The organism is Aeromonas sp. R10-2 (genome assembly GCF_040908445.1).
In the GTDB taxonomy this organism is placed as follows: Bacteria; Pseudomonadota; Gammaproteobacteria; order Enterobacterales; family Aeromonadaceae; genus Aeromonas; species Aeromonas veronii.
Map to the genome: position 1 here is coordinate 94,752 of NZ_JBFODS010000086.1, position 23,690 is coordinate 118,441.

The window sequence follows — 23,690 nt, forward strand, 5'->3', positions numbered from 1 at the left end:
TTGTGTCGCTGATCCCGACCCTTTAGAATTTCGTTTAATTACAGCAAGTCCTGAGCCGCCATCTGGCTTTATCAGGTGTGGAATCCCATCTTCTTCATGATGAATGCAAATAACAGGTGGTTGGTATGACGGGGGTTGCGCCAGGCAATAACATATCAGCCTATCACTTCGGTGATTATGTCTTTGATGTCAAAAGGCGAGAGCTGATCTTCTGTGCCGACAAGGACAACTTGCAAAGCGCCCGGGTGGTGCGCTTGTCATCCGCAGAGAGCCTCATTTTCAGCTATCTGCTCGATCACCATGACGAGGTGTGCGACAAGGATCTGTTGCTTGATATCGGCTGGTTGGGTCGCCCCATCAGCCCCAACTCCCTGAACGTGGCCATCGCCAATATTCGCCGCCACTTCGCCTCATCCCCCCAGACGCTGGATATCAGAAGTACCCCGAAAAAAGGGTACTCCCTGCATCTTAACTGCAAGATGAAGAGCTATTACGGCAAGGCACTGCCAACAGAGAGTGAGCCCTTGCCCGAGCCGATGAGCGAGACCACGCCTGCAGCGGCTGCGCAGCCACAGTCGACACCACCAAGTTCTGACCCCGAGGTCATCAAAGAGCCTGCTGCTCCCCGTTCTTTTGGTGAGCGCGCCAAACTTGCCTTTCTGAGCGGTATCGGGCGACCAATGCTGGCAAGGGGCCTGATATACGTCAATCTGCTACTGGTTGTGCTGGTGGCGTTTGTCGCCAGCTATCTCCATTTCGAGTGGCTCCATGTTCACTGCACCGATTCGCCGACCGGCGTTGTTTGCCAGATGGAGGCACGGAGCGACGTGCGACCAGTCAAGCCGGCATCGCTGGTGCTGGTCTCCGGCCACCAGGTTCGCGTGCTCTCCTATAAAGAGCTCGAAAAAACGCTGTAAGGGATCTCTGATGAAACGAACGCTGAAAAATACCTTGCTGCTGTTGCCACTGCTTGTCGTGCTGCTGTTTGTGGTCGGGATGTTTATCAACAGTCTGGGCTGTCATTACGACCTGAAAATGTCGGCCAATGGAGTCAACTATCACGGGGTGTGCCGCTGGGGCAAAATCACCGTGATCGAAGAGGAGGAGGCGACCAGGGAGAAGTGGCGAGTGACCGGTTTTCAACTGACCTTCTTCAACCAGCTTGTTTACCTCATCGACAGTCGTACCCAATTGCACGAATCGGGTAACGATGACTCCTATCTCAATGAGTACAACCTGATCCAGTCGCAATATGCGCTGGTCAACTATGCCTGGGTGCCGCTGACTGAAAACAAGGTGGCGATCTTCCAGCGCGATCCGGTGCACGAGGTCGTGATTGCTCAGCGAGATGGCTGGTTCGATCTCTACCGCTGGTTCTTCCCCCCGGCACCGCTGGTGCCTGTTCAACCACAAAGCGCAGGTGCCGGGCGCCCCGCTAGTTTCTAAGCAATTTGCACCAGGGGCCGGTGACCTCGCAGTGGCCTGTCTCATCACTGTTTTGCCAGCCCAGCCGATGGTAGAAGGCTACTGCCGCCGTGTTGCGGGTCGCAACCTTGAGCGAGCCGTGCGGCGAATCAGCGAGGCCCCGCTCCAGCAGGGCGCGCCCTATCCCCTGACCGTGCCAGTCGCTTGACACATAGAGGTGATGGACGAAGTGATCGGGCTGCCAGATGGCGATAAAGCCGCAGATATTGCCCCCCTGTTCGGCTACCCACACCTGTTCACCTTTGGTCTGTTCCTCGAAATCCTCGAGTTGGAAACGGGCGGGATCGACCCAGTGAAAGGTGTGGCGGCGGCTCTTTAAAAACAGCCGGGCCAGTTGGGGAATGTCGTGTTCTTCCATGAGCCGGATCATGATGCCCTCCCGGATCAAGCTAATGTTCATTGAGGCAGTTGCACAGAGGCAGGTTAATTGATGCAAATGACAAGGGTGTGATTAAGCACTGTCCATTGTATTTGCCATGGGGCTATACTGCCGGAGTCCCTTGTATGGATGGCTTGAGGATCGCTGATTTATGGACAATAAACTGATTGAAGGCAACATTTTTGTTCCGGCGCACATAGACGATGTCTGGCACGCCTGGACTACCGAAAGCGGTCTGCGCAGTTTTCTGGCTCCCGAATGTTTGATGGTGGCCGAACCGAATGGTCCTTTCGAGATCTACTTCAGGCCTGATGCCCCGCTGGGTGAACGTGGCAGCGAAGGGTGCCGGGTCATGGCCGTCATGCCCTATGACTTGCTCAGTTTCAGCTGGAATTTCCCACCCAGCCTGCCCCATATCCGCCAGCAAAAGACCCAGGTTTGCCTGCGCTTTGTGCCGGAAGGGCAGGGCACTCGCCTCTACTTCCTGCAGAGCGGTTGGGCCAATGATCCGGATTGGGATCAGGGTTATGCCTATTTTCGGGAAGAGTGGCTGGAGACCAGCCTGCCACGGTTGCAGTATCGTTTTACCCACGGACCCATCGACTGGAACAATCCCCCCGACAAGGCGCAGCTGAAGGCGTTGGCCCAGTAATCCCGGATATCAGACATAAAAAAAACCGGCCAAAAGGCCGGTTGAAACAGTTCAGGCTTGTCAGGTGACAAACGTATCCAGCGGATGAGAGTCGCTTTCCACTCCTTGTGAAGCACAACACTCTTGGTTACGTGCGGCTACTTTATGCCATTCACACTGAATCGAGGCTGAACCATGGATGATCCCGCCTCGTTCCCCTCTTCAATCAGATAGTGATCCCCATCGACTGGCGCAAGTAAGCGCCCGCACCGAGCAGCCCCGGCCCTTCATGGGTGATCAGAAACACCGGGATCTCCTTGAGGTAGGACTTGAAGCGCCCCTTGTCTTCAAAGGCGACCCGGAAACCGGAACCGGTAAAGAACTCCTGGAAGCGCGGCACTATGCCGCCTGCGATATAGACGCCGCCAAAGGTGCCCATATTGAGGGCCAGATTGCCGGCAAAGCGGCCCATCAGCACGCAAAACAGGCTCAGGGTGCGACGGCAATCGAGGCACTCCCCGGCCAGTGCGCGCTCGGTAATGTCTTTGGGGGCAAACGGCTCTGGCTCGCGGCCATCGGATTTCACCAGCCCGCGATAGAGATTGACCAGGCCCGGGCCGGAGAGGAAACGCTCTGCCGAGACATGGCCCAATTCGCCTCGCATCACCTGCAGCACCGCATCTTCCTCTTCGGTGTTGGCAGCAAAATCCACATGACCACCTTCACCCGGCAGGCTCAACCACTGCTCACCCGCCTTGACCAGATGGGCGACCCCAAGGCCGGTGCCCGCACCATAGATGGCGATGGGCTTGCCCGCTACCGGCGCGGCGCCGCCAAGCTGGATGCGATCCGATTCAGTCAATACCGGCACCGCCATCGAGACCGCAGTAAAGTCGTTGATCACTTGCAGGCGTGCCAGCCCGAGATTGCTCTGCATCTCGCTGATGGAGAACTCCCAGCTGTGGTTGGTCATGGCAACCCAGTCACCGTTGATGGGGCAGGCGATGGCGATGCAGGCTTCAGCCACCTGAACCTTGTGTTCCTCCAGATAGAGGCGTACCACGGCTTCAAGGCTGGGATGGGCCAGACCTGAGTAGGTCTTTGCCTGAGAGATAGTACCGGTGGCCAGCTCACACAGGGCCAGACGCGCATTGGTGCCGCCGACATCGCCGACCAGCGCATGGGTATGCTGCATAACAACTCCTTCGTTACAGGATGGGGACGACTCTGGTGTCCCGAGATTATTGTTGGATTATGACGGCCCATTCTATCCGAGCTCAGGCTTGCTCACCCGCCGGATCGATACAAACGTGCGCCTGCTCACAGTGTTGTTGCTTTGCAACATTTGTAAGCGCTTTCATGGCAAGGTGACGTTTTGTAACGAAAAGTACGAAATAATTAGAGATGAGTCATACTTTGTATGGCAGGCGTTAGTTGCGATAACCGCTTGTCTTGTATAGTCCTTAGCTTGAATGGAAACTTGCTTAGCCGTAGATTGAGTGCAAAGACACTGAAGCTAAATTACAAAAACGCCTGGTGGTGATGATGAATACCCTTGATAAAATTACGAACAACTTGGAAAGTTTCAGTAAATCAGAACGCAAGGTTGCCGAGGTGATCCTGGCGTCTCCCCAGACCGCCATCCACTCCAGCATCGCTGCTCTGGCCAAGATGGCCGACGTCAGTGAACCGACCGTCAACCGCTTTTGCCGCCGTCTCGATACCAAGGGCTTTCCTGATTTCAAACTCCATCTGGCCCAGAGCCTGGCCAATGGCACCCCTTACGTCAATCGTCATGTGGAAGCGGAAGATGGGCCGGGTACCTATACCGCCAAGATTTTCGAATCCACCATGGCCTGTCTGGATGCCGCCAAAAACAGCCTGGATATCTCTGCCATCAACCGCTGCGTCGATATCCTGACCCAGTCCAAGAAGATCAGCTTCTTCGGCCTTGGCGCCTCCTCCGCCGTTGCCCGCGATGCCCAGAACAAATTCTTTCGCTTCAACATTCCGGTAGTGAGCTTTGACGATATCGTCATGATGCGCATGAGCTGCATCAACAGCAGCGAAGGGGATGTGGTGGTGCTGATTTCCCACACCGGCCGCACCAAGGCGTTGGTCGAGATCGCCGCGCTGGCTCGCGAGAACGACGCCACCGTGATCGGCATGACCGCCAAGGACTCCCCGCTGGCCCGCGAGTGCAATCTGGTGCTCTCCATGGATGTGCCGGAAGATACCGATGTCTATATGCCGATGGCATCCCGCATCGCCCAGCTGGCGCTGGTGGATGTGCTGGCGACCGGTTTTACCCTGCGCCGGGGGATGAAATTTCGCGAAAATCTGAAGAAAGTAAAAGAGGGATTGCGCGAATCCCGCTTCGAAACCCCGCACTCTTCCTGAACCGTCGGGGGCTCAGGCCCCCGACTGTCTATGCCACCCGCCTTGGTGTAGTATTGTAATTTAATAACAAAAACCACCCAGATGGTTTGCAAACGGGTGCATCGAGCCATGGGCTTGATGGGGCAGAATCTCAAGTCATATCAACTTCATATTGGAGTCTTTCATGCCTAGACGTACAAAGATTGTAACCACACTCGGTCCGGCTACCGACCGCGAAGGGATCCTCGAAGGGATCATCCGCGCCGGGGCCGACATGGTGCGGATGAACTTCTCTCACGGCACTGCTGAAGACCATATCCTGCGCGCCAATCAGGTGCGTGACATTGCTGCCAAGCTCGGTCGTCACGTCGCCATCATGGGTGATCTGCAAGGCCCAAAAATCCGTGTTTCCACTTTCAAGGATGGCAAAATCTATCTGGCCATCGGTGACAAGTTCATTCTCGACGCGGCACTCGGCAAGGGTGAAGGTTGCCAGGAGCAGGTTGGCATCGATTACAAGAGCCTGCCAGACGATGTGGTACAGGGCGACATCCTGCTGCTGGACGATGGCCGTGTGCAGCTGAAGGTCGAGCAGGTTGAAGGCACCCGCATTCACACCACGGTGACCGTGGCCGGGCCGCTCTCCAACAACAAGGGCATCAACAAGAAAGGGGGTGGTCTCTCCGCTCCGGCCCTGACCGAGAAAGACAAGGAAGACATCAAGACCGCTGCCCGCATGAATGTGGACTATCTGGCTGTCTCCTTCCCGCGCTGTGGCGATGACCTGCGTTACGCCCGCGAGCTGGCCCGCGAAGCCGGTTCCAATGCCAAGATCGTGGCCAAGGTTGAGCGTGCCGAAACCGTCGCCACCGATGAGGCGATGGAAGACATCATCCTCGGTTCCGATGCTGTGATGGTCGCCCGTGGCGATCTGGGTGTCGAGATCGGTGACCCCGAGCTGGTTGGTGTACAGAAGAAGTTGATCCGCCACTCCCGTCGTTTGAACCGTGTGGTGATCACCGCTACCCAGATGATGGAGTCGATGATCAACGCGCCGCTGCCGACCCGTGCCGAAGTGATGGACGTGGCCAACGCCGTGCTGGATGGTACCGATGCGGTGATGCTCTCTGCCGAAACCGCCGCCGGTCAGTTCCCCATCGAGACCGTGACCTCCATGGCGAGCGTCTGTGTCGGTGCCGAGAAGCACCCGAGCCTGAACGTCTCCAACCACCGCATGAGCTACACCTTTACCTCGGTAGAAGAGGCGGTGGCCATGTCCACCATGTATGCGGCCAACCACCTGGAAGGGGTCAAGGCGATCGTGGCACTGACCGAATCCGGCACCACGCCGCTGCTGATGTCCCGTATCAGCTCCGGTCTGCCGATCTTCGCTATGTCTCCCCACAACAAGACCCTGTCCTGGACCAACCTTTACCGTGGAGTTACCCCGGTGATGTTTGACGGTGACGAGACCAAACCGGTCTACGAAGTATGCCGCGACGCGCTGGCCGTGCTCAAGGAGAAGGGGCTGTTGCAGAGCGGTGACATGGTACTGCTGACTCACGGTGACAAGATGGAAACCGTGGGTAGTACCAACACCTGCAAGGTGATGATGGTCGAATAAGCCCGTCCGGTTTTACTGTGCTTAACAAGGCTGCTCCTCTTTGATGAGCAGCCTTTTTGTTAACCGCAGTCGGGCTGTGGCGGTATAAACAGGACTCAATGATTGCTTAACCGGATTCCCCTTCCGATAATGCGGGAGTGATTTTCAGCGGGTAGCCTGTTGTAGGTGATCGCACCAGGTAACCCAGACACTCGACAATACGGGAGTGAAAAAATGAACAAGCGTAATTGGTTGCTGGCCTTGTCACTGAGTCTGGCCTTCTCACCCTGTTATGCCGACTGGGCCAAGCTCAAGGCCGCAGCGTCGGATCTGGGGGCGGCAGTGAGCGAGACCAGCAAGGAGGTGTGGCAGGATGTCAGTGACTTCTCCAAGAAGAGCTGGGCTTCCATCTCGGCCTGGGGAGAGGATGCCTTCAATACCGCTGGGGTCTGGACCGACAAGAGTATCGCCACTGGCAAGGAGTGGCTGAAGGCGGCCGACAAGGAGCTCAACGAGATGCTCAACCCCAAGACGGCGAAAGAGGCGAGGATCGCACTCAATACCATGGCCGACACCGCATTGATCCGGTTGTTCAACGAGCAGCCATCAGCCAAGTTGTTGTTTGACAAGGCTTATGGCTATGCGGTGTTCGATTCGCGCAAGTTCTCCCTGATGCTGCATACCAATCAGGGGGCCGGGGTGGCGGTCAATCGAAAAACCGGCAAGCACACCTATATGAAGATGTTTGGGGCAGGTCTGGCGGCCGGGATTGGCGGCAAGTTCTATCAGCAGGTGATCCTGTTTGAAGACAAGGCCAGATTCGATGCTTTTGTGACCCAAGGGTGGGAAGCCACCTCCGAAGTGGGCGTGGTGGCCGGCAAGGAGAGCGCCGAGCTGACCGCCAAATACAATGGCGGCATGGCCATCTACCAGATTGGCGAGAAGGGCTTGCTGCTCGATGCCAATATCTCCGGCTCCAAGTACTGGATTGACAAGGATCTGACCCAGTAATTGATCATGCTTTGAGCGATCGTCAGTTTTTCTTGATTCACAGTGAGTTGTTGTCTGTTTAAACGCAGCAACTTGCAGTAAAAAGAGGGCCCGTAGCCCTCTTTTTCGTGGGCACAAACAAGCTTTAGCAACAGGACAAGGAGAGTGGCATGGTACAAGCAACAGAACCGGGTGGGATGGAGATGAGCCCTGGTCGAGAGTGGGACAAACAGAGTATCTATCTGCGTCAGCAGGATGGCATTCCCATGGTCTTTTGGGTCAAGGGGGAGCAGGTCTTTCCCCTCGACCCCAGCCCGTCAGGGGCTGAATACCAGGGGCATTTTGGCTGGGGGCAGGCCGATGAGGCGACGATGGCTCTGGCGGAGGCCATCGTCGCCAAACTGGTGGCAGAGGGATTGATCTCACCCGATCTGGCTGCGAGCCGAGCGGGTTACCTTTACAACGAAGTGTTGGTCAAATTACCCGCCGGAGAACATTACGATCTGCATCTTAGCTATCTGAGGTTGTTATTTGGTGAGGGTAGCGTACCGCGGCCTTGAGTGATGCAAGCTCCTCATCCATCCCCCCGGCCCTTGGATTGAAAGCATTTTACCTGATTGGCACTTTTATTGCTTTAAGCCAATCAGCGTCAATGATTTGTCTGGGGATAGAAAATGGAAATTAGTGCAAGCAGCCTGATGCAAGAGATGCAGGCGCTCAAGATCGAAGCAGGCGCAACGCCGCTGGCACAACCCGGTCGTCAGGTAACCTCCGACTTTGGTCTGCTGCTGCAACAGGCGCTTGGCAATGTCAACGAGCTGCAAGGCGCCGCCAATGATCTGCGTACCCGTTTCGACATGGGCGACAAGTCGGTGGATCTGGCCGAGGTGATGATCGCGGGCCAAAAATCCTCCATCGCCTTTGAAGCCACGGTACAGGTGCGCAACAAGATGGTCGATGCCTACAAAACCATCATGAACATGCCGGTATAAGCGACGCCAATAAACCATGACGACTGAACATCATGAACATGTCAGCAATAAGGACATAAATCGTGGCTACTGACCAAAACGGCGATCTGCTGATAAACGATGAGGGCACCGCCGCCCTCGATGAAAATGAGCAGAAGAGTTCGGCGCTGGGCTTCCTGTCCAACACCGATGTGCTGCGGCAAATCACCCTGATCCTGGGGCTTGCCATCTGTCTGGCCATTGCGGTGTTTATCCTGCTGTGGGGCAAGGAGCCGGATATGCGTCCCCTCGGCACCTACACCACCCAGGAGCTGGTGAAGACTCTCGACTTCCTCGACCAGCAGAAGATCCCCTATGAGGTGGATGGCAAGAGCGTGCTGGTCAATGCCGAAAGCTACCCCACTATCCAGCTGGCCCTGACCCGTGCCGGTCTTGCCAATGCCACCGATAGCAACATCGGTGGTGAAGATATCCTGCTGAAAGATTCCAGTTTCGGCGTCAGCCAGCGGATGGAGAGCGAACGTCTGAAGCTGAGCCGCGAGCGCCAGCTGGCGAGCGCCATAGAGCAGTTCCAGAATGTGGCCAAGGCCCAGGTGCTGCTGGCTATCCCGAAAGACAACGTGTTTGCCCGCAACGAACGCAAACCCAGTGCCACCGTGGTGCTCAACCTGAAAGGGGCGGCGCTGGGGCAGGGGGAGGTGGACTCCATCGTCGATATGGTGGCCTCTGCGGTACACGGCCTTGAGCCGACCCGTGTCACCGTCACCGACCAGAATGGCCGCCTGCTCAACTCCGGCTCGCAAGACCCGATCTCGGCCCAGACTCGCAAAGAGTTTGCCATGCAGCAGAAGCAGGAGCTGGAGTACAAACAAAAAATTGACGCCATCCTGATCCCGGTGCTGGGGGCCGACAACTATACGGCGGAAGTGGATCTCTCCCTCGACTTCTCCCAGCAGGAGCAGACCCGGAAGACTTACAACCCGGACCTGCCTGCTGTGCGCTCCGAAATGACCATGGAAGAGAACAGCGCCAGCGGTAGCAATGGTGGTGTGCCCGGCGCCCTCTCCAACCAGCCCCCTGCCGCCTCCAATATTCCCGAGGAGGCGACCGGTGGTGATGGTGCCAGCGCTGCCGCTTCTGGCCGTTCCCGCAAAGAGGCAACCCGCAACTTCGAGCTGGATACCACCGTCAGCCATACCCGTCGCCAGATGGGAGGCATTCGCCGCATGACCGTCTCGGTTGCCGTGGATTACAAAGCGGTACCCGGTGCCGACGGGGCCGTGACTCGTGAGGCGCGCACCCAGGCAGAACTCGATACATTGCGTCGTTTGCTGAGTGGTGGCCTTGGCTTTGATGTGACCCGTGGTGATACCCTTGAGGTGGTCGCGATTCCGTTCAATCGTCCAGAGCTGGATACCGTGGCCGAGGTGCCGCTTTACGATCAGCCCTGGTTCTGGCGTGCGGTGCGGATTGCCGCCTCGGTACTGGTGATCATCGTCTTGATCGTCACCGTGGTTCGCCCCATGCTCAAGCGACTGCTCTATCCGGATGCCAAACCGGAAGGGGAAGTGGATTTCGACAACCACACCGTACTGGGTGGCGACGACGAGTTGAGTCTGCTGTCAGCACAAGTCGAGAACGATCAGGTATTTGGTGTACGCGATGGCCAGCTGAAACTGCCGGATCTGCACCGTGACGAAGACTTGCTCAAGGCGGTACGTGCGCTGGTGGCGAACGAGCCGGATCTGGCCGCTCAGGTCATTAAAGAATGGGTAACGAACAAAGATGCCTGAAGAAAAGAAGAGTCAAGTCACCGGCAATGACATCACCGACAGTCAGCGCCAGATCCTCGACCAGATGTCGGGGATGGAGATGGCTGCGGTGCTGATGCTGAGCCTCAATGAAGAGGATGCCGCCCAGATCTTCCGTCATCTCGAGCCCAAGCAGGTGCAGCGGCTCGGTATGTCGATGGCCTCCATGTCGGATTTCAGTCACGACCGGGTAGCGGCGGTACACCGTCAATTCATCGACGATATCCAGAAGTACACCAACATTGGTATCGGCAGCGAAGATTTCGTGCGCAAGGCTCTGGTGGCCGCCCTTGGCGAAGACAAGGCGAGCAACCTGGTGGACCAGATCATTCTCGGTTCCGGCGCCCGTGGCCTCGATTCGCTCAAGTGGATGGATGCCCGTCAGGTGGCCAGCATCATCCAGAACGAACACCCGCAGATCCAGACTATCGTGCTCTCCTATCTGGAGCCGGAGCAGTCCGCCGAGATCCTGAGCCAGTTCCCGGAGCAGGTGCGCCTCGATCTGGTGATGCGTATCGCCAACCTCGAAGAGGTACAACCGGCGGCACTGCAAGAGTTGAACGACATCATGGAGAAACAGTTTGCCGGTGCGGCCGGTGCCCAGGCAGCCAAGATGGGCGGCCTGAAGGCAGCCGCCAACATCATGAACTACCTGGATACCAATATCGAAGGCCAGCTGATGGACTCCATCCGCGAGTCGGACGAAGAGATGAGCCAGCAGATCCAGGATTTGATGTTCGTGTTCGAAAACCTGATCGATGTGGACGATCGCGGTATCCAGACCATGCTGCGGGAAGTGCCGGGGGATCTGCTGCAACGCGCCCTCAAGGGCTCCGACGATCAGATGCGCGAGAAGATCTTCAAGAACATGTCCAAACGGGCGGCCGAAATGCTGGCGGACGATCTGGAGGCCATGGGGCCGATCCGGGTCTCCGAAGTGGAGGCTGCCCAGAAAGAGATCCTCTCCATCGCCCGTCGTCTGGCGGATGCTGGCGAGATCATGCTGGGCGCCGGTGGCGGCGAGGAGTTCCTCTAAGCCATGGCCCATAAACAGAACCGCGATGCCAAGCCCGCATCAGGCAGTGGTGAGGAGCCGCGCAAAGCATGAACAACAAACTGCGTGGTTATGTACGCCCCGAGGGTGATGATGCCCGGGTTGAGACCTGGGGTTGGCCCGAGATGGAGGTCGAGGTAGAGGCGGGAGCGCCTACCAATGCTCTTGGCCTGGCCCCTGACTGGTATCAGCAGGAAGAGGAGGTGGTGGAGCCGGAGCCCGAACAGGAGCCGACCCCCAGCATCACCGCCGAAGAGCTTGAAGCGATCCGTCAGGCCGCCTGGGAAGAGGGGATGGCAGAGGGGCGCGAGTCCGGTTATGCCAAGGGAATGGAAGAGGGCAAGCTGGAAGGATTGCAACAGGGCCACTCTGCCGGTCTCGAACAGGGGCGCGAGGAGGGACTGGCCATGGGCCGCGAGCTGGTGGAGCAGGAGATCGCCCACTGGCAGGGGCTCGCCGCCCGCCTTGCCAATCCGCTTAACGAGCTGGATCAGTCGGTGGAGCAGCAGCTGGTCTCGCTGGTGATGCAACTGGCCCGCGCGCTCATTCGTCACGAAGCGGAGACCTCCCCCCGCATTTTGCTGGAGGCGCTGAAAGAGGGGCTGGCCTTGCTGCCTGCCGCCGAACAGGGGGTGACTCTGATGTTGCATCCCGACGATATAGCGCGAATCGAACAGGCATTTGGCGCCGAAGAGTGCGCCAAGCGCCACTGGCGATTGCAGAGCGATCCCACCCTCTCCCCCGGCGATCTGCAACTGGCGACCGAGCTCTCCAGCATCGATCTGACCCTCTCCGGGCGCATCGATCAGCTGCTGCGCAACTTCTTGCGGGACAATGCGTCCCAGAAACCGGCTTCGCCGGACTCACGCCCATAACCGATGCCGGACGTTGCTGTCCGGCTGCACTTTTTAGCTCTCAGGAGGCCAGATGAGCGGCTCGCTACTGAACCGGTTGCAAGGGTACAAGGTACGCGACAGCGCCCCCAAACCGCCGGTCGCCGGTAAATTGACCCGGGTGGTGGGGCTGACCCTCGAAGCCATCGGCTGCCGTGCCGCCATCGGTGCCCTCTGCCGTATCGATACCCTTGATGGGACGCTGGAGGCTGAGGTGGTCGGTTTTTCTGGCGATCGCCTCTATCTGATGCCGAGCGAGCAGCTCAAGGGGGTGATCCCCGGTGCCCGGGTGGTGCCCATTACCGAAGAGCACGGCATTCCGGTCGGCATGAACCTGCTAGGTCGAGTCATCGACGGCATCGGCCAGCCACTCGATGGGCTCGGCCCCATTCTCTCCTCCCAGACCGTGCAGTTTGCCCAGCACCGCATCAACCCGCTCTCTCGCCGCCCGATCCATCAGCCGATGGACGTGGGGGTGCGCGCCATCAACGCCGTGCTGACGGTTGGTCAGGGCCAGCGGATGGGGTTGTTTGCCGGTTCCGGTGTCGGTAAATCGGTGCTGCTGGGCATGATGACCCGCGGCTCGGTGGCGGATGTGGTAGTGGTCGGCCTCATCGGTGAACGGGGCCGGGAAGTTAAAGAGTTTATCGAAGACATTTTGGGAGAGGAGGGCCGTGCCCGCTCCGTGGTGGTAGCGGCTCCCGCCGACGCCTCGCCGCTGATGCGGCTAAAGGGGTGTGAAACGGCGCTGGCCATTGCAGAATATTTCCGCGATCAGGGGCTTAATGTGCTGCTCTTGATGGACTCCCTCACCCGTTATGCCCAGGCCCAGCGTGAAATCGCGCTGGCGGTGGGCGAGCCGCCTGCAACCAAGGGCTATCCACCGTCGGTATTTGCCAAATTACCGGCGCTGGTGGAGCGGGCGGGTAACGGGAGTGACGGCCAGGGCTCCATCACGGCATTCTTCACCGTACTGACCGAGGGGGATGACCTGCAAGATCCCATTGCCGATGCGGCGCGGGCGATCCTCGATGGCCACATAGTGCTGTCGCGCGAGCTGGCCGATGCGGGCCACTATCCGGCCATCGATATCGAGAAGTCCATCAGCCGGGTTATGCCCATGGTCACCTCGCCGGAACATATGGATCTGGCGCGCACCCTCAAGCAGTTCTACTCCCTCTATCAGCAGAACCGGGATCTCATCACCATCGGCGCCTACAGTCAGGGGTCCGATCCGCGCATTGACCGCGCCATCATTCAAAAACCTTATCTGGATCAGTTCTTGCAGCAGGGGATGCGCGAGGTCATTCACTACGATGATGGCCTGCAAGCCTTGCAGATGGTGGCGATGCCATTGATGCGCTGATGATGGTCGGTAACAGAGAGGTCGACGATGAGTAAAGGGTTGGTATTGTTGGCCGATCGGCTGGTGGAGGCGGAGCAGCAGTGTGCGCTGGCACTGGTGAAGGCGCAGCAGGATCTCAAGCTGTTCATGGATCAGCAAAATGCCCTCAACCAGTACCGCCAGATCTATCACCAGCAGTGGACCGATCGCGGCCTGCAGGGGATTTCACCCCAGCAAAACACCCAGTATCACGCCTTTATCAACAAGCTCGAACAGGCAGCGACCCAGCAGTACGAAGGGGTGTTGCAGGTGCGTCAGGCGCTGGAACAGCGCCGTGAAGAGTGGCTGGCGGCCCAGCAGCGGCGCAAGGCGGTTGAGCTGTTGCTGGAGAAGCAGGCGAGTCGCGAGCAGCAGAAAGCCCAGCGTCAGGAGCAGAAGATGCTGGATGAGTACGCCATGTTGCGGCGCTTTCATCAATCTGGCCTGTAACTTGCTTTGATCTGGACATTGTCGGCGGCCATCTCTTTGGGGGCCACCAGAATTCAGGGATCCCATCATGATGCAGACACTGTTGACACAAACGTCTTCGGCTCCGGCCAATGGATTGGACAAAGCGCCTCTGAGCGGTTCCGTCGAGAGCAAAAGTATCGATGGGGGAACCGGCAGCGACAGCAAGGGTGATTTCGCCACCCTGATTGCCAAGGCCCGGAACAGCGAACAGGGCGCCGCCGAGGCCACTCAGGGCGGTAACCATGTCCGATCAGCCAAATCTTTGGCGACCGAAAGCGCCTCTCCCAAAGAGGAGACCGGCAAGGAGCAGGATCCTGACGCCGACAACAAGGTGGAGGAGGTCCCTGCCACCGACTTTCTACTGCGCCTGCAAGACTCCCTCAAGCTCGATACCTCGCTAGTGACACCCCAGCTGGCGGTGGCGGCCCAACAGAGCGCCACTGCGGTAGACGGCAATCCGTTGCCGCAAGAGGGTGAGCTGGAGGGGATTGCGCTTGATGACGGCGAGCAGACCCCTGCCGCTGCCAGAATTGCCAGCCAGCTTGCCGGTCAGAACGGGGCGCAGTCGCCGCTGGCGACGACCGCCAATTCGACTCTTGATACCACCGTATCGTCTTCAGCGGCGCGAGTGGTGGCGCAGGGCGATGCCTCTGCTGCCGTTCTCTCCTCTGAAGGTGAAGATGCAGCCACTACTACGGATAGGCAGTCCGGGGAGAAAGCCTCTGCCAAGGGAGAAACCCTCGGAGCAGATGGCAAGCACTCCAAGCCCCTCACGGGGGCCGAGCGGATGGCTCAGCTGGCCAAGGTGCTGCCGGTCGATGAGTCGGCAAACACCGCCAAATCCGCGGAGTCTCTCGCTGCAAAAGAGGCTGGCGACAGCAAATCCGATCCCGCCGCCAGCAATGCTTTGACTAACAAGGGGCAGGCGACGCAAGCCGCGACTCAGGGGGCTGCGCTCAAGGCCTTCAGCGAGGGGCTCAAGCAGTCTGAGGCGGGCGCTGCAACTACTTCAGCAACTGCGGATGGAAGTGGGGTAGCTGGCAAGGGGGCAGAAAAGAGTGCTGCCGAGGGAAGCCTGCAGCCAGCCACCGCCGCCAATCAAGGTTCGGCGCCCGTGACGACGGCGCAGAGTGCCGCAGAAAGTGCCGCAGCCCAGAGCAGCGTAACGGCAACTGCGACGGCTCAGACCGATAGTGCTGCCGCCCCCGTGATGGTGGCGCCGCAGCAGGTGTTGGCACAGGCTGAATCTCAAGGGCCGCAAGCGCCGCTGTCGACCATTTCAGCCGGCATCAAGCAGATGGAAGTGACCGGCACCGACGAGGTGCGCAAAGCGGTTTCGCTTGAGGTAAAACCGAAGGCCGGTGAGGCGGAGAAGAGCCTGGTTGCGGCGACATCGAGCGGTGAGAGCAGCCAGAACCAGACTGTTCAGCATGGCCAAAACAGCCAAACTCAGCCACAGGTAGCCGATAGCCGGGCGCCCGCCGCTGAGACGACGCTACGCCGTGAGCCGCAGAATTTACCCCATTTGAAACTGGCCAGTCAGGAAGCGCCTGCCGAATTGCACCAGAAGGTCAATGTGATGCTGGCCGAAAAACTGCAACAGGCCGAAATTCAGCTCGACCCACTCGGCCTTGGCAAGATGAAGATCCAGATCCAGATGGGAGCCGACAGCCAGGCCAACGTCCATTTTGTGGTACAACATGGACAGACCCGCGAGATGCTGGAGCAGGCGATGCCCCGGCTGCGTGACATGCTGGCAGGGCAGGGGATCCAGCTTGGTCAGACGCAGGTGCAGCAGCAGTCGCAACAACAGCAGCAACAGGGCCAGCCCACCTTTAACGGGCAGGGGCAGCAAGGTCAGAGTAGTGGTCAGCCGCGGTCCGGTAACGGGCTGGTTGAAGGGGAACTCACCACATCCAACCCCAGTTTGCTGGTGGAATCGACAAACGGTTCCGGAATTGATTTCTATGCTTGATGCAATCCCGAGTAAGTTTATGATATCGAACAAGTTTGAGACTAGGGTGGACAAGGGATGGCTGACGATAACGAGTTGACGCTAAAAGACCCGGCTGCGGGCAAGAAAAAGAAGCTGATCATTATCATTGCCCTGGCGGTTATTTTGCTGGGCGGAGGTGGTGTTGGCGCCTTCCTGATGCTCTCCGGCTCCGATAAACCGCCCGCTGAAGCGGCGGAAGGTGCCGAGGCCACACCCAAGGAGGAAGCGCCTAAGCCTTCCCTCTATGTCGGCATGCCGCGCCCCTTTGTCTTCAACGTCGCAGGTGCCCAGCGAGATCGACTGGTGCAGATCAAGATCCAGCTGATGGTGCGCGGTACCGCCGACGAGACGCTGGCCAAACAGAATATCCCCCTGATTGAAGGCACCTTGCTGCGGGTATTCAGCGCAGCCAGTGCCGAACAGCTGATGACCTTCGAAGGCAAGGAGAAGCTGCGCAAGGATTCACTGGAAGAGTGCCGTCGGGTGCTCAAGGACCTGGTCTCTTCCCCCGTTATCGAACAAGTGCTGTTTACCGGCTTTGTAATGCAGTAGGTGAAGCGTGAGCGATCTGTTAAGTCAGGACGAAATTGATGCCCTCTTGCACGGTGTCGATGATGTCGAAGAGGAAGAGATAGGTGGCGCTGGAGACCCCGGCGTAGCCCAGTTTGACTTCTCCTCCCAGGACCGCATCGTCCGTGGTCGCATGCCGACGCTGGAGCTGGTGAATGAACGTTTCGCCCGCCATATGCGGATCAGCCTGTTCAACATGATGCGTCGTACCGCCGAGGTCTCCATCAACGGGGTGCAGATGCTCAAGTTTGGCGAGTATGTTCATACCCTGTTTGTGCCGACCAGTCTCAACATGGTGCGCTTCCGCCCGCTCAAGGGGACGGCACTCATCACCATGGAGGCTCGATTGGTCTTCATCCTGGTGGAGAACTTCTTCGGTGGCGATGGCCGTTATCACGCCAAGATTGAAGGGCGCGAATTTACCCCGACCGAACGGCGCATTATCCAGATGCTGCTCAAACTGGTGTTTGAGGATTACAAGGATGCCTGGGCGCCGGTGATGGATGTGGGGTTCGAGTATCTCGACTCCGAAGTGAACCCGGCGATGGCCAACATCGTCAGCCCGACCGAGGTGATCGTGGTCAGCTCGTTCCACATCGAGCTCGATGGTGGCGGCGGCGACTTCCACGTGGCGATGCCCTACTCCATGCTGGAGCCGATCCGCGAGCTGCTGGATGCCGGTGTGCAGAGTGACAAAGGGGATACCGACGTACGTTGGAGCAAGGCACTGCGTGACGAGATCATGGACGTCAAGGTGGAGCTGCGCGCCAAGCTGCTGGAGACCGAACTCACCCTGCGTGAGCTGATGGAGCTGCGACCCGGCGATATCATTCCGGTCGATATGCCGGAAAATCTGCTGGTTTTTGTCGAGGACTTGCCCACTTTCCACGCCAAGATGGGCCGCACCAAGGATAATGTGGCGCTCAAGATCACCGACAAGCTCAAACGTCCGGAAGGGGTCAAGACGGAGATGCATCTGGTGACCCGGGGCGGGGTACGAATTGATGGCGAGGCCGAGCTGGAAGAGCTCGAGCGCAGTATCGAAGATCAACAGCGATAATTGACGGTTTATTACGGTAAACGGTCACGAAGTAGCATAAGGAAACAAGATGAGCGGAACTGAGGAAGAGGATCTGATGGCTGATGCCTGGGCTGCGGCTCTGGAGGAGCAGGTGACGGCGGAAGCCAAGCCAGCCCCGCTGGAAGAGTTGAAAGATGATGCCCCCATCAGTGCCGAGGAGCGTCGCAAGCTCGACACCATTCTCGATATTCCGGTCACTATCGCCATGGAGGTGGGCCGCAGCCAGATCAGCATCCGCAACCTGTTGCAGCTGAACCAGGGCTCGGTGGTGGAGCTGGATCGGGTTGCAGGCGAGCCGCTGGATGTATTGGTCAACGGTACCCTGATCGCTCATGGCGAGGTGGTGGTGGTGAACGACAAGTTCGGTATCCGCCTGACTGACGTCATCAGCCAGATTGAACGGATCAAGAAGCTCAAATGATGCTCCTCCTGTTGTTATTGCTGCCTGTTCCGGCCTTTGCCGAGACAGCGGCATCTGCCAACGTGCCTAGTCTGAGCTCCTGGTTGCTCTCCAGTCTGATGGTGATCGGTCTCATTCTGGTGCTGGGCTTTCTGCTCAAGAAGAGCAAGCTGGCGACCGCCATGGGTGGCGGCCAGATGCGGGTCATCGCCTCGTTGCCGGTGGGTTACAAAGAGAAGCTGCTGGTGGTCAAGGTGGGCGAACAGCAACTGCTGGTCGGCGTAACACCGCAGCAGGTCAACTTTCTCTACCGGCTGGAGGAGCCGCTGGACGAAAACCAGCCGCAGGCGTTTTCCCAGCAGCTTGGCAAATTGATGGGCAAGCATGAAAAAAGCTAACGGCTTATGGCTGAAAACGGGGCTGCTGGTCAGCCTGCTGATACCACTGTTTTGCTCCTGGCCTGCGCTTGCACAGGACGCCATGTCGGCGGTGACCGTCAAGACCATGGGGGATGGCTCTCAGGAGTACAGCCTGACCCTGCAAGTGCTGGCGCTGATGACCGCGCTCTCCTTCTTGCCGGCCATGGTGATCATGATGACCTCGTTTACCCGCATCATTGTGGTGTTGGGTATCTTGCGCCAGGCGATAGGTCTGCAGCAGAGTCCCTCCAACCAGGTGTTGATCGGCATCGCCCTGTTCATGTCGTTCTTCATCATGTCGCCGGTGCTGGATCGCATCAATGATGAGGCGTTGCAGCCCTATCTGGCCGAGACCATTCAGGCAAAGGAGGCGCTGGAGCGGGCCGAGTTGCCCATCCACCAGTTCATGCTGGCCCAGACCCGGATCAAGGATCTCAACACCTTTATGGAGATCGCCAACGTGCAGGTGGAGAAACCTGCCGATGTGCCGCTACGGGTGCTGATCCCGGCGTTTGTCACCAGCGAGCTGAAGACCGCCTTCCAGATTGGTTTTATGCTGTTCCTGCCGTTCCTGGTCATCGATCTGGTGGTCGCCAGTATCCTGATGGCGATGGGGATGATGATGCTCTCGCCGATGATTGTCTCGCTGCCTTTCAAGCTGATGCTGTTCGTGATGGTGGATGGCTGGAACCTCATTCTGGGGTCACTGGCCAACAGTTTCGGACTGGGTGCCGGTTAGCCGGTCGAGCGCAAGGAGCCCGAACATGAGTCCTGAAACCTTTGTCGACGTCTTTCGCGAGGCGCTCTGGCTGGTCAATATCATGGTCAGCGCGGTGATCCTGCCCAGCCTCGCTATCGGACTGGTGGTAGCCATCTTTCAGGCGGCCACCTCCATCAACGAACAGACCCTGAGCTTTCTGCCCCGTCTTATCGTGACCCTGCTAGCCCTGGGAATTGGTGCTCACTGGGGAATGCAGAGTCTGATGGACTTCTTCATACTGATGGTCAATCAAATCCCCGAGGTGGTGGGATGACCTACACAACCGCTCTGATCATGGAGTGGTTGTCTTCCATCCTCTGGCCGCTGGCGCGGGTGAGCAGCCTGCTGATGGTGATGGCGGTATTCGGCAGCCGTCTCGCTCCTGCGCGGGTACGGATGGGGCTGGCTTTGGCCATCACCTTTCTGATTGCTCCGCTGCTTCCGAAAATGCCCCCTATCGAGCTCTTCTCTGTCGGCAGTTTTCTGGTATTGGGCCAGCAGCTGCTCATCGGTATTGCCCTCGGCCTGATGACCCAGTTTCTTATGGAGAGCTTCGTGATGGCCGGTCAGGTCATCGCTATGCAGACCAGTCTGGGTTTTGCCACCCTGGTGGACCCGATGAATGGCCAGTCGGCCCCCGTGGTCGGTCAGTTTTATCTGATGCTGGCGACCCTGGTGTTTCTGGCGCTGGATGGTCATCTGGTGATGCTGCGGCTGGTCATTCTTAGTTTCGAGACACTGCCTGTCTCCGAGCACGGTCTTTCGGTTTCATCCATGAAAACCCTGAGTGCGTTTCTGGGTGTGATGTATCAGGCTGCTTTGGTGATGTCGCTCTCAGCCATCGTCGCCTTGCTCCTAATCAACTTCGCCTTTGGTGTCATGACCCGGGCGGCGCCGCAACTCAATATTTTCAGTATCGGTTTTGCGGTCAGCATGATGTCGGGTCTGCTGATCCTCTGGCTCACTATCGGCGGGTTCCTCGGTCACTTCGACATCATGTGGGAGCGGGTGCAGGAGGTCAGCTGCGAGCTGATCAACACCCAGTGCTTCGGGGGCGCTCATGGCTGATACCGACCAGGAACGTACCGAACAACCCACGGGCAAACGACTGCAACAGGCCCGTGAAAAAGGGCAGATTGCACGTTCAAAAGAGCTGGGGACCGCCAGCGTTCTGCTCTCGGCGGTCTTTGGCCTGTTGATGCTCAAGGGCTCGCTGGCGACCGCCATGATCAAGGTCGTCACCATGGGCTTTACTCTGGACAGGGAGCAGGCTTTCGATCCCAACGCCATGATCGCCATGCTGCCGGCGCTGCTGGGGGAACTGGTTCTTCCGCTGGGGCTGTTGTTCGCGCTGGTGGCGATTGCCGCCTTTATCGGCAACACCCTGATGGGGGGGATGAACTTCTCCACCGAAGCCATGATGCCCAAGATGAGCAAGTTGAGTCCGCTCAGTGGCCTCAAGCGAATGTTCGGGGTGCAGTCGCTGATCGAGCTGGTCAAATCCATCGCCAAAGTGGTGTTCATCACCCTGTTTGCCTGGTGGATGCTATCCAGTCAGTTTAATCATCTGCTCAACCTCTCAATGGAGGGATTTCCCGGCGGCATTATCGATGCGCTGGAGTTGTTTCTCTGGATGTTGATCATCCTCTGCTGCGCCCTGCTTCCCATCGTTGCCATCGACGTGCCGTTCCAGCAGTGGAACCACATGCGTCAGCTCAAGATGACCAAACAGGAGGTCAAGGACGAGTTCAAGGACAGCGAAGGCAAGCCAGAGGTAAAGGGCAAGATCCGTCAGCTGCAGATGCAGATGGCGATGCGCCGGATGATGGGGGATGTGCCCAAGGCCGATGTGGTGATCACCAACCCGACCCACTACTCGGTAGCGCTCAAGTATGATGCGGGCAAACCCGGTGCCGCGCCCAAGGTCGTGGCCAAGGGCACAGATGAAATTGCAATGAAGATCAGGGAGATCGCCAGAGAGTACGAGATCCCGATCATGCCGTCACCGGCTTTGACCCGGGCTATTTACCACTCAACCGAGCTGGGCCACGAGATCCCGGAAGGGCTGTTTGCGGCGGTTGCCCAGGTGCTCGCCTATGTCTTCCAGCTCAAGAAATTCCGCCGTGGTCAGGGTCGCCGTCCCCAGCCGCTGGCTAAAGATCTCCCCATTCCGACCGAATATCGAAAATGACAAAGTTCTGACGTAGTCAAAATAAACCCATTGTATTTCAATGCCTTGTATTATTGGCTTGATGTTTGCTTTAATCTGGCACCAGCAGGTTGAAATTGAGAAGCGCGATGGAATTCAAGGCAGTATTGGGCCAGTTCAAAGAGTACCGGGGAGTATTGGGCAAAGGCCTTGGCACCCCTCTGCTGGTATTGGCCGCGCTCGGCATGGTGGTGTTACCCATCCCGCCGCTGATGCTGGATGTGCTCTTCTCCTTCAACATTGCCCTCTCCATCGTGGTGCTGCTGGTATCCGTTTATACCCGCCGCCCCCTCGAATTTGCTGCCTTCCCGACCGTACTGCTGCTCGCTACCTTGCTGCGGTTGGCGTTGAACGTTGCCTCGACCCGGGTGGTGTTACTGGAAGGTCATAATGGCAGTGCGGCGGCCGGCCATGTGATCGAGGCGTTCGGTAACGTGGTGATCGGCGGCAACTATGCGGTCGGCATCATCGTTTTCACCATCCTGATGATCATCAACTTTGTGGTCATTACCAAGGGTGCTGGGCGGATCGCGGAAGTGAGTGCCCGTTTTACCCTTGATGCGATGCCGGGCAAACAGATGGCCATCGATGCCGATTTGAACGCCGGCCTCATCAATCAGGAAGAGGCGAAGAAGCGTCGCCAGGATGTGACCCAGGAAGCTGACTTCTACGGCTCCATGGATGGTGCCTCCAAGTTTGTCAAAGGGGATGCCATTGCGGGCATCATGATCCTCTTTATCAACATCATCGGCGGCTTCATCATCGGGATGATGCAGCACCAGCTGACCTTCAGCGAATCGGCCGAGATCTATACCTTGTTGGCCATCGGTGACGGTCTGGTGGCGCAGATCCCCTCCCTGCTGCTCTCCATCGCCGCCGCCATCATAGTGACCCGTCAGAATACCGATCAGGACATGGGTACCGCAGTACTAGGCCAGCTGTTTGACAATCCCAAGGCGCTGATCATCTCGGCCGGGATTCTGCTGATGATGGGGCTGGTGCCGGGGATGCCGCATTTCGCCTTCCTGAGTCTGGGGGCTCTTGCCGCCGCTGGCGCCTGGTGGTTGCTGCGCCGCGAGAAACTGGCTGCCGCCAAAGCGGCCAAGGGCGAGCTGCTGCCTGCCACTGCCGAACAACCTCATGAGCAGAAAGAGCTGAGCTGGGATGATGTGATGCCGGTGGACATCATCGGGCTGGAAGTGGGTTATCAGCTGATCCCGCTGGTGGATCGCAATCAGGGGGGCGAACTGCTCAACCGGATCAAAGGGGTGCGCAAGAAACTCTCACAAGAGCTGGGCTTTCTGGTCCCGGCCGTCCACATTCGCGACAACCTGGATCTGGCGCCAAACCAATACCGCATCACCTTGATGGGGGTCAGTACCGGCGAGGCCAATGTCTACCATGATAAGGAGATGGCCATCAATCCGGGGCAGGTGTTCGGCCAGATCCAGGGGATAGCCACCCGGGATCCCGCCTTCGGACTGGAAGCGGTCTGGGTTGCCAAGGAGATGGTCTCTCAGGCACAGACGCTGGGGTATACGGTGGTGGATACCGCGACCGTGGTGGCTACCCATCTGAGCCAGATCCTGACCAACCATGCGGCTCTGCTGCTGGGTCATGACGAGGTACAACAACTGCTCGACATGATTGGCAAACATCAGAGCAAGCTGGTCGAAGGGTTGGTGCCGGAAGTGATCAGCATGGGTAACCTTGTGAAGGTATTGCAGAATTTGCTCAATGAAGGCGTGCCAATCCGCGATATGCGCACTATCCTGCAGACCCTAGTTGAATACGCGCCGCGCAGTCCGGATCCGGAAGTGCTCACGGCCGCTTGCCGGATTGCCCTGCGTCGCCTGATTGTGCAAGAGATTGCAGGCCCCGATCCCGAGCTGCCGGTGATTACCTTGGCGCCGGAATTGGAACGTATATTGCATCAATCCCTGCAGGCTGGTGGCGGTGATGGTGCCGGTATTGAACCGGGTCTGGCAGAGCGGATGCAGCGCTCGCTGGTGGAAGCCACTCAACGACAAGAATTGGAAGGCCAACCGGCCGTGCTTCTGACATCGGGGATCTTGCGCAATACCCTGGCGAAATTTGTCAAGAATGCCATTCCTGGATTGCGCGTTCTGTCTTATCAGGAAGTGCCCGACGACAAGCAGATCCGCATCGTCAGTGCGGTAGGGCAGAACTAGTTAGCGGAGACG

General features: G+C 58.1%; 24 protein-coding genes and 1 pseudogene. 23 read left to right on the plus strand and 2 right to left on the minus strand.

The window, feature by feature from the left end:
• Positions 1–125 precede the first annotated feature (125 nt).
• Positions 126–917: a transcriptional regulator gene (locus AB5Y97_RS16830; RefSeq protein ID WP_368158524.1), complete on the plus strand. Its 792-nt coding sequence runs from the start codon at positions 126–128 to the stop codon at positions 915–917.
• A gap of 10 nt (positions 918–927) precedes the next feature.
• Entirely contained in the window at positions 928–1,446 is a 519-nt protein-coding gene (locus AB5Y97_RS16835) for a hypothetical protein (RefSeq protein WP_005353702.1), read from the plus strand.
• On the opposite strand, the gene AB5Y97_RS16840 is transcribed toward AB5Y97_RS16835, so the two are convergent.
• Positions 1,436–1,855 (minus strand): GNAT family N-acetyltransferase, encoded by a 420-nt coding sequence (locus AB5Y97_RS16840; RefSeq protein ID WP_040065353.1) that lies wholly within the window; start codon positions 1,853–1,855, stop codon positions 1,436–1,438. The genes AB5Y97_RS16835 and AB5Y97_RS16840 overlap by 11 nt on opposite strands.
• Positions 1,856–2,015: 160 nt before the next feature.
• Between AB5Y97_RS16840 and AB5Y97_RS16845 the strand changes: the two genes are divergently transcribed.
• A complete protein-coding gene (locus AB5Y97_RS16845; RefSeq protein ID WP_005334766.1) occupies positions 2,016–2,516 on the plus strand; it encodes an SRPBCC domain-containing protein in 501 nt (166 codons plus the stop codon).
• Between the two features lie 205 nt (positions 2,517–2,721).
• Here AB5Y97_RS16845 and glk read toward each other — a convergent pair.
• Positions 2,722–3,693, minus strand: a pseudogene (gene glk, locus AB5Y97_RS16850) (glucokinase); the annotation flags it as partial.
• 347 nt (positions 3,694–4,040) lie between these two features.
• On the opposite strand from glk, the gene AB5Y97_RS16855 reads away from it, so the two are divergent.
• From AB5Y97_RS16855 to flhA, 20 genes are all read left to right on the plus strand, one after another.
• Positions 4,041–4,895 (plus strand): MurR/RpiR family transcriptional regulator, encoded by an 855-nt coding sequence (locus AB5Y97_RS16855; RefSeq protein ID WP_368158544.1) that lies wholly within the window; start codon positions 4,041–4,043, stop codon positions 4,893–4,895.
• A gap of 163 nt (positions 4,896–5,058) precedes the next feature.
• Positions 5,059–6,498 carry a pyruvate kinase gene (gene pyk, locus AB5Y97_RS16860; RefSeq protein WP_021229874.1) on the plus strand — a complete coding sequence of 480 codons (1,440 nt, stop codon included), beginning with the start codon at positions 5,059–5,061 and terminating at the stop codon, positions 6,496–6,498.
• A 213-nt stretch (positions 6,499–6,711) separates the two neighbouring features.
• Positions 6,712–7,488, plus strand: a complete 777-nt coding sequence (locus AB5Y97_RS16865) for a hypothetical protein (RefSeq protein ID WP_069555618.1) — start codon at positions 6,712–6,714, stop codon at positions 7,486–7,488.
• Positions 7,489–7,637: 149 nt separating this feature from the next.
• Complete coding sequence (locus AB5Y97_RS16870) at positions 7,638–8,027, plus strand: hypothetical protein (protein WP_069555619.1); 390 nt, start codon at positions 7,638–7,640, stop codon at positions 8,025–8,027.
• Between the two features lie 114 nt (positions 8,028–8,141).
• A complete protein-coding gene (gene fliE, locus AB5Y97_RS16875; RefSeq protein ID WP_005353687.1) occupies positions 8,142–8,459 on the plus strand; it encodes a flagellar hook-basal body complex protein FliE in 318 nt (105 codons plus the stop codon).
• Between the two features lie 62 nt (positions 8,460–8,521).
• Positions 8,522–10,231: a flagellar basal-body MS-ring/collar protein FliF gene (gene fliF / locus AB5Y97_RS16880; RefSeq protein WP_005334750.1), complete on the plus strand. Its 1,710-nt coding sequence runs from the start codon at positions 8,522–8,524 to the stop codon at positions 10,229–10,231.
• Positions 10,224–11,285: a flagellar motor switch protein FliG gene (fliG, locus tag AB5Y97_RS16885; protein WP_005334749.1), complete on the plus strand. Its 1,062-nt coding sequence runs from the start codon at positions 10,224–10,226 to the stop codon at positions 11,283–11,285. The genes fliF and fliG overlap by 8 nt, the downstream gene beginning before the upstream one ends.
• A gap of 68 nt (positions 11,286–11,353) precedes the next feature.
• Complete coding sequence (gene fliH / locus AB5Y97_RS16890; protein ID WP_368158527.1) at positions 11,354–12,178, plus strand: flagellar assembly protein FliH; 825 nt, start codon at positions 11,354–11,356, stop codon at positions 12,176–12,178.
• A 52-nt stretch (positions 12,179–12,230) separates the two neighbouring features.
• A complete protein-coding gene (gene fliI, locus AB5Y97_RS16895; protein ID WP_005334747.1) occupies positions 12,231–13,562 on the plus strand; it encodes a flagellar protein export ATPase FliI in 1,332 nt (443 codons plus the stop codon).
• Positions 13,563–13,589: 27 nt separating this feature from the next.
• Positions 13,590–14,030 (plus strand): flagellar export protein FliJ, encoded by a 441-nt coding sequence (gene fliJ / locus AB5Y97_RS16900; RefSeq protein WP_005334746.1) that lies wholly within the window; start codon positions 13,590–13,592, stop codon positions 14,028–14,030.
• A 67-nt stretch (positions 14,031–14,097) separates the two neighbouring features.
• The gene (locus AB5Y97_RS16905; protein WP_368158529.1) at positions 14,098–16,026 is read left to right on the plus strand and encodes a flagellar hook-length control protein FliK; all 1,929 of its coding nucleotides are present in this window, start codon (positions 14,098–14,100) and stop codon (positions 16,024–16,026) included.
• A gap of 57 nt (positions 16,027–16,083) precedes the next feature.
• On the plus strand, positions 16,084–16,599 hold the full coding sequence (gene fliL, locus AB5Y97_RS16910; RefSeq protein ID WP_040065335.1) for a flagellar basal body-associated protein FliL: 516 nt from the start codon (positions 16,084–16,086) through the stop codon (positions 16,597–16,599).
• 7 nt (positions 16,600–16,606) lie between these two features.
• Positions 16,607–17,677, plus strand: a complete 1,071-nt coding sequence (gene fliM / locus AB5Y97_RS16915; protein ID WP_005334736.1) for a flagellar motor switch protein FliM — start codon at positions 16,607–16,609, stop codon at positions 17,675–17,677.
• 49 nt (positions 17,678–17,726) lie between these two features.
• On the plus strand, positions 17,727–18,119 hold the full coding sequence (fliN, locus tag AB5Y97_RS16920; protein ID WP_005298791.1) for a flagellar motor switch protein FliN: 393 nt from the start codon (positions 17,727–17,729) through the stop codon (positions 18,117–18,119).
• Positions 18,116–18,496, plus strand: coding sequence for a flagellar biosynthetic protein FliO (gene fliO / locus AB5Y97_RS16925; protein WP_139410673.1), 381 nt, complete (start codon positions 18,116–18,118; stop codon positions 18,494–18,496). Before fliN ends, fliO begins: the two co-directional genes overlap by 4 nt.
• Complete coding sequence (gene fliP / locus AB5Y97_RS16930) at positions 18,483–19,256, plus strand: flagellar type III secretion system pore protein FliP (protein ID WP_005334729.1); 774 nt, start codon at positions 18,483–18,485, stop codon at positions 19,254–19,256. Before fliO ends, fliP begins: the two co-directional genes overlap by 14 nt.
• 25 nt (positions 19,257–19,281) lie before the next feature.
• Complete coding sequence (gene fliQ, locus AB5Y97_RS16935; RefSeq protein WP_005334727.1) at positions 19,282–19,551, plus strand: flagellar biosynthesis protein FliQ; 270 nt, start codon at positions 19,282–19,284, stop codon at positions 19,549–19,551.
• Positions 19,548–20,345, plus strand: coding sequence for a flagellar biosynthetic protein FliR (gene fliR, locus AB5Y97_RS16940; protein WP_058055733.1), 798 nt, complete (start codon positions 19,548–19,550; stop codon positions 20,343–20,345). Before fliQ ends, fliR begins: the two co-directional genes overlap by 4 nt.
• Positions 20,338–21,468 carry a flagellar biosynthesis protein FlhB gene (gene flhB, locus AB5Y97_RS16945; protein ID WP_150996454.1) on the plus strand — a complete coding sequence of 377 codons (1,131 nt, stop codon included), beginning with the start codon at positions 20,338–20,340 and terminating at the stop codon, positions 21,466–21,468. Before fliR ends, flhB begins: the two co-directional genes overlap by 8 nt.
• A 107-nt stretch (positions 21,469–21,575) precedes the next feature.
• The gene (flhA, locus tag AB5Y97_RS16950; protein WP_005353675.1) at positions 21,576–23,678 is read left to right on the plus strand and encodes a flagellar biosynthesis protein FlhA; all 2,103 of its coding nucleotides are present in this window, start codon (positions 21,576–21,578) and stop codon (positions 23,676–23,678) included.
• Positions 23,679–23,690: the final 12 nt, after the last annotated feature.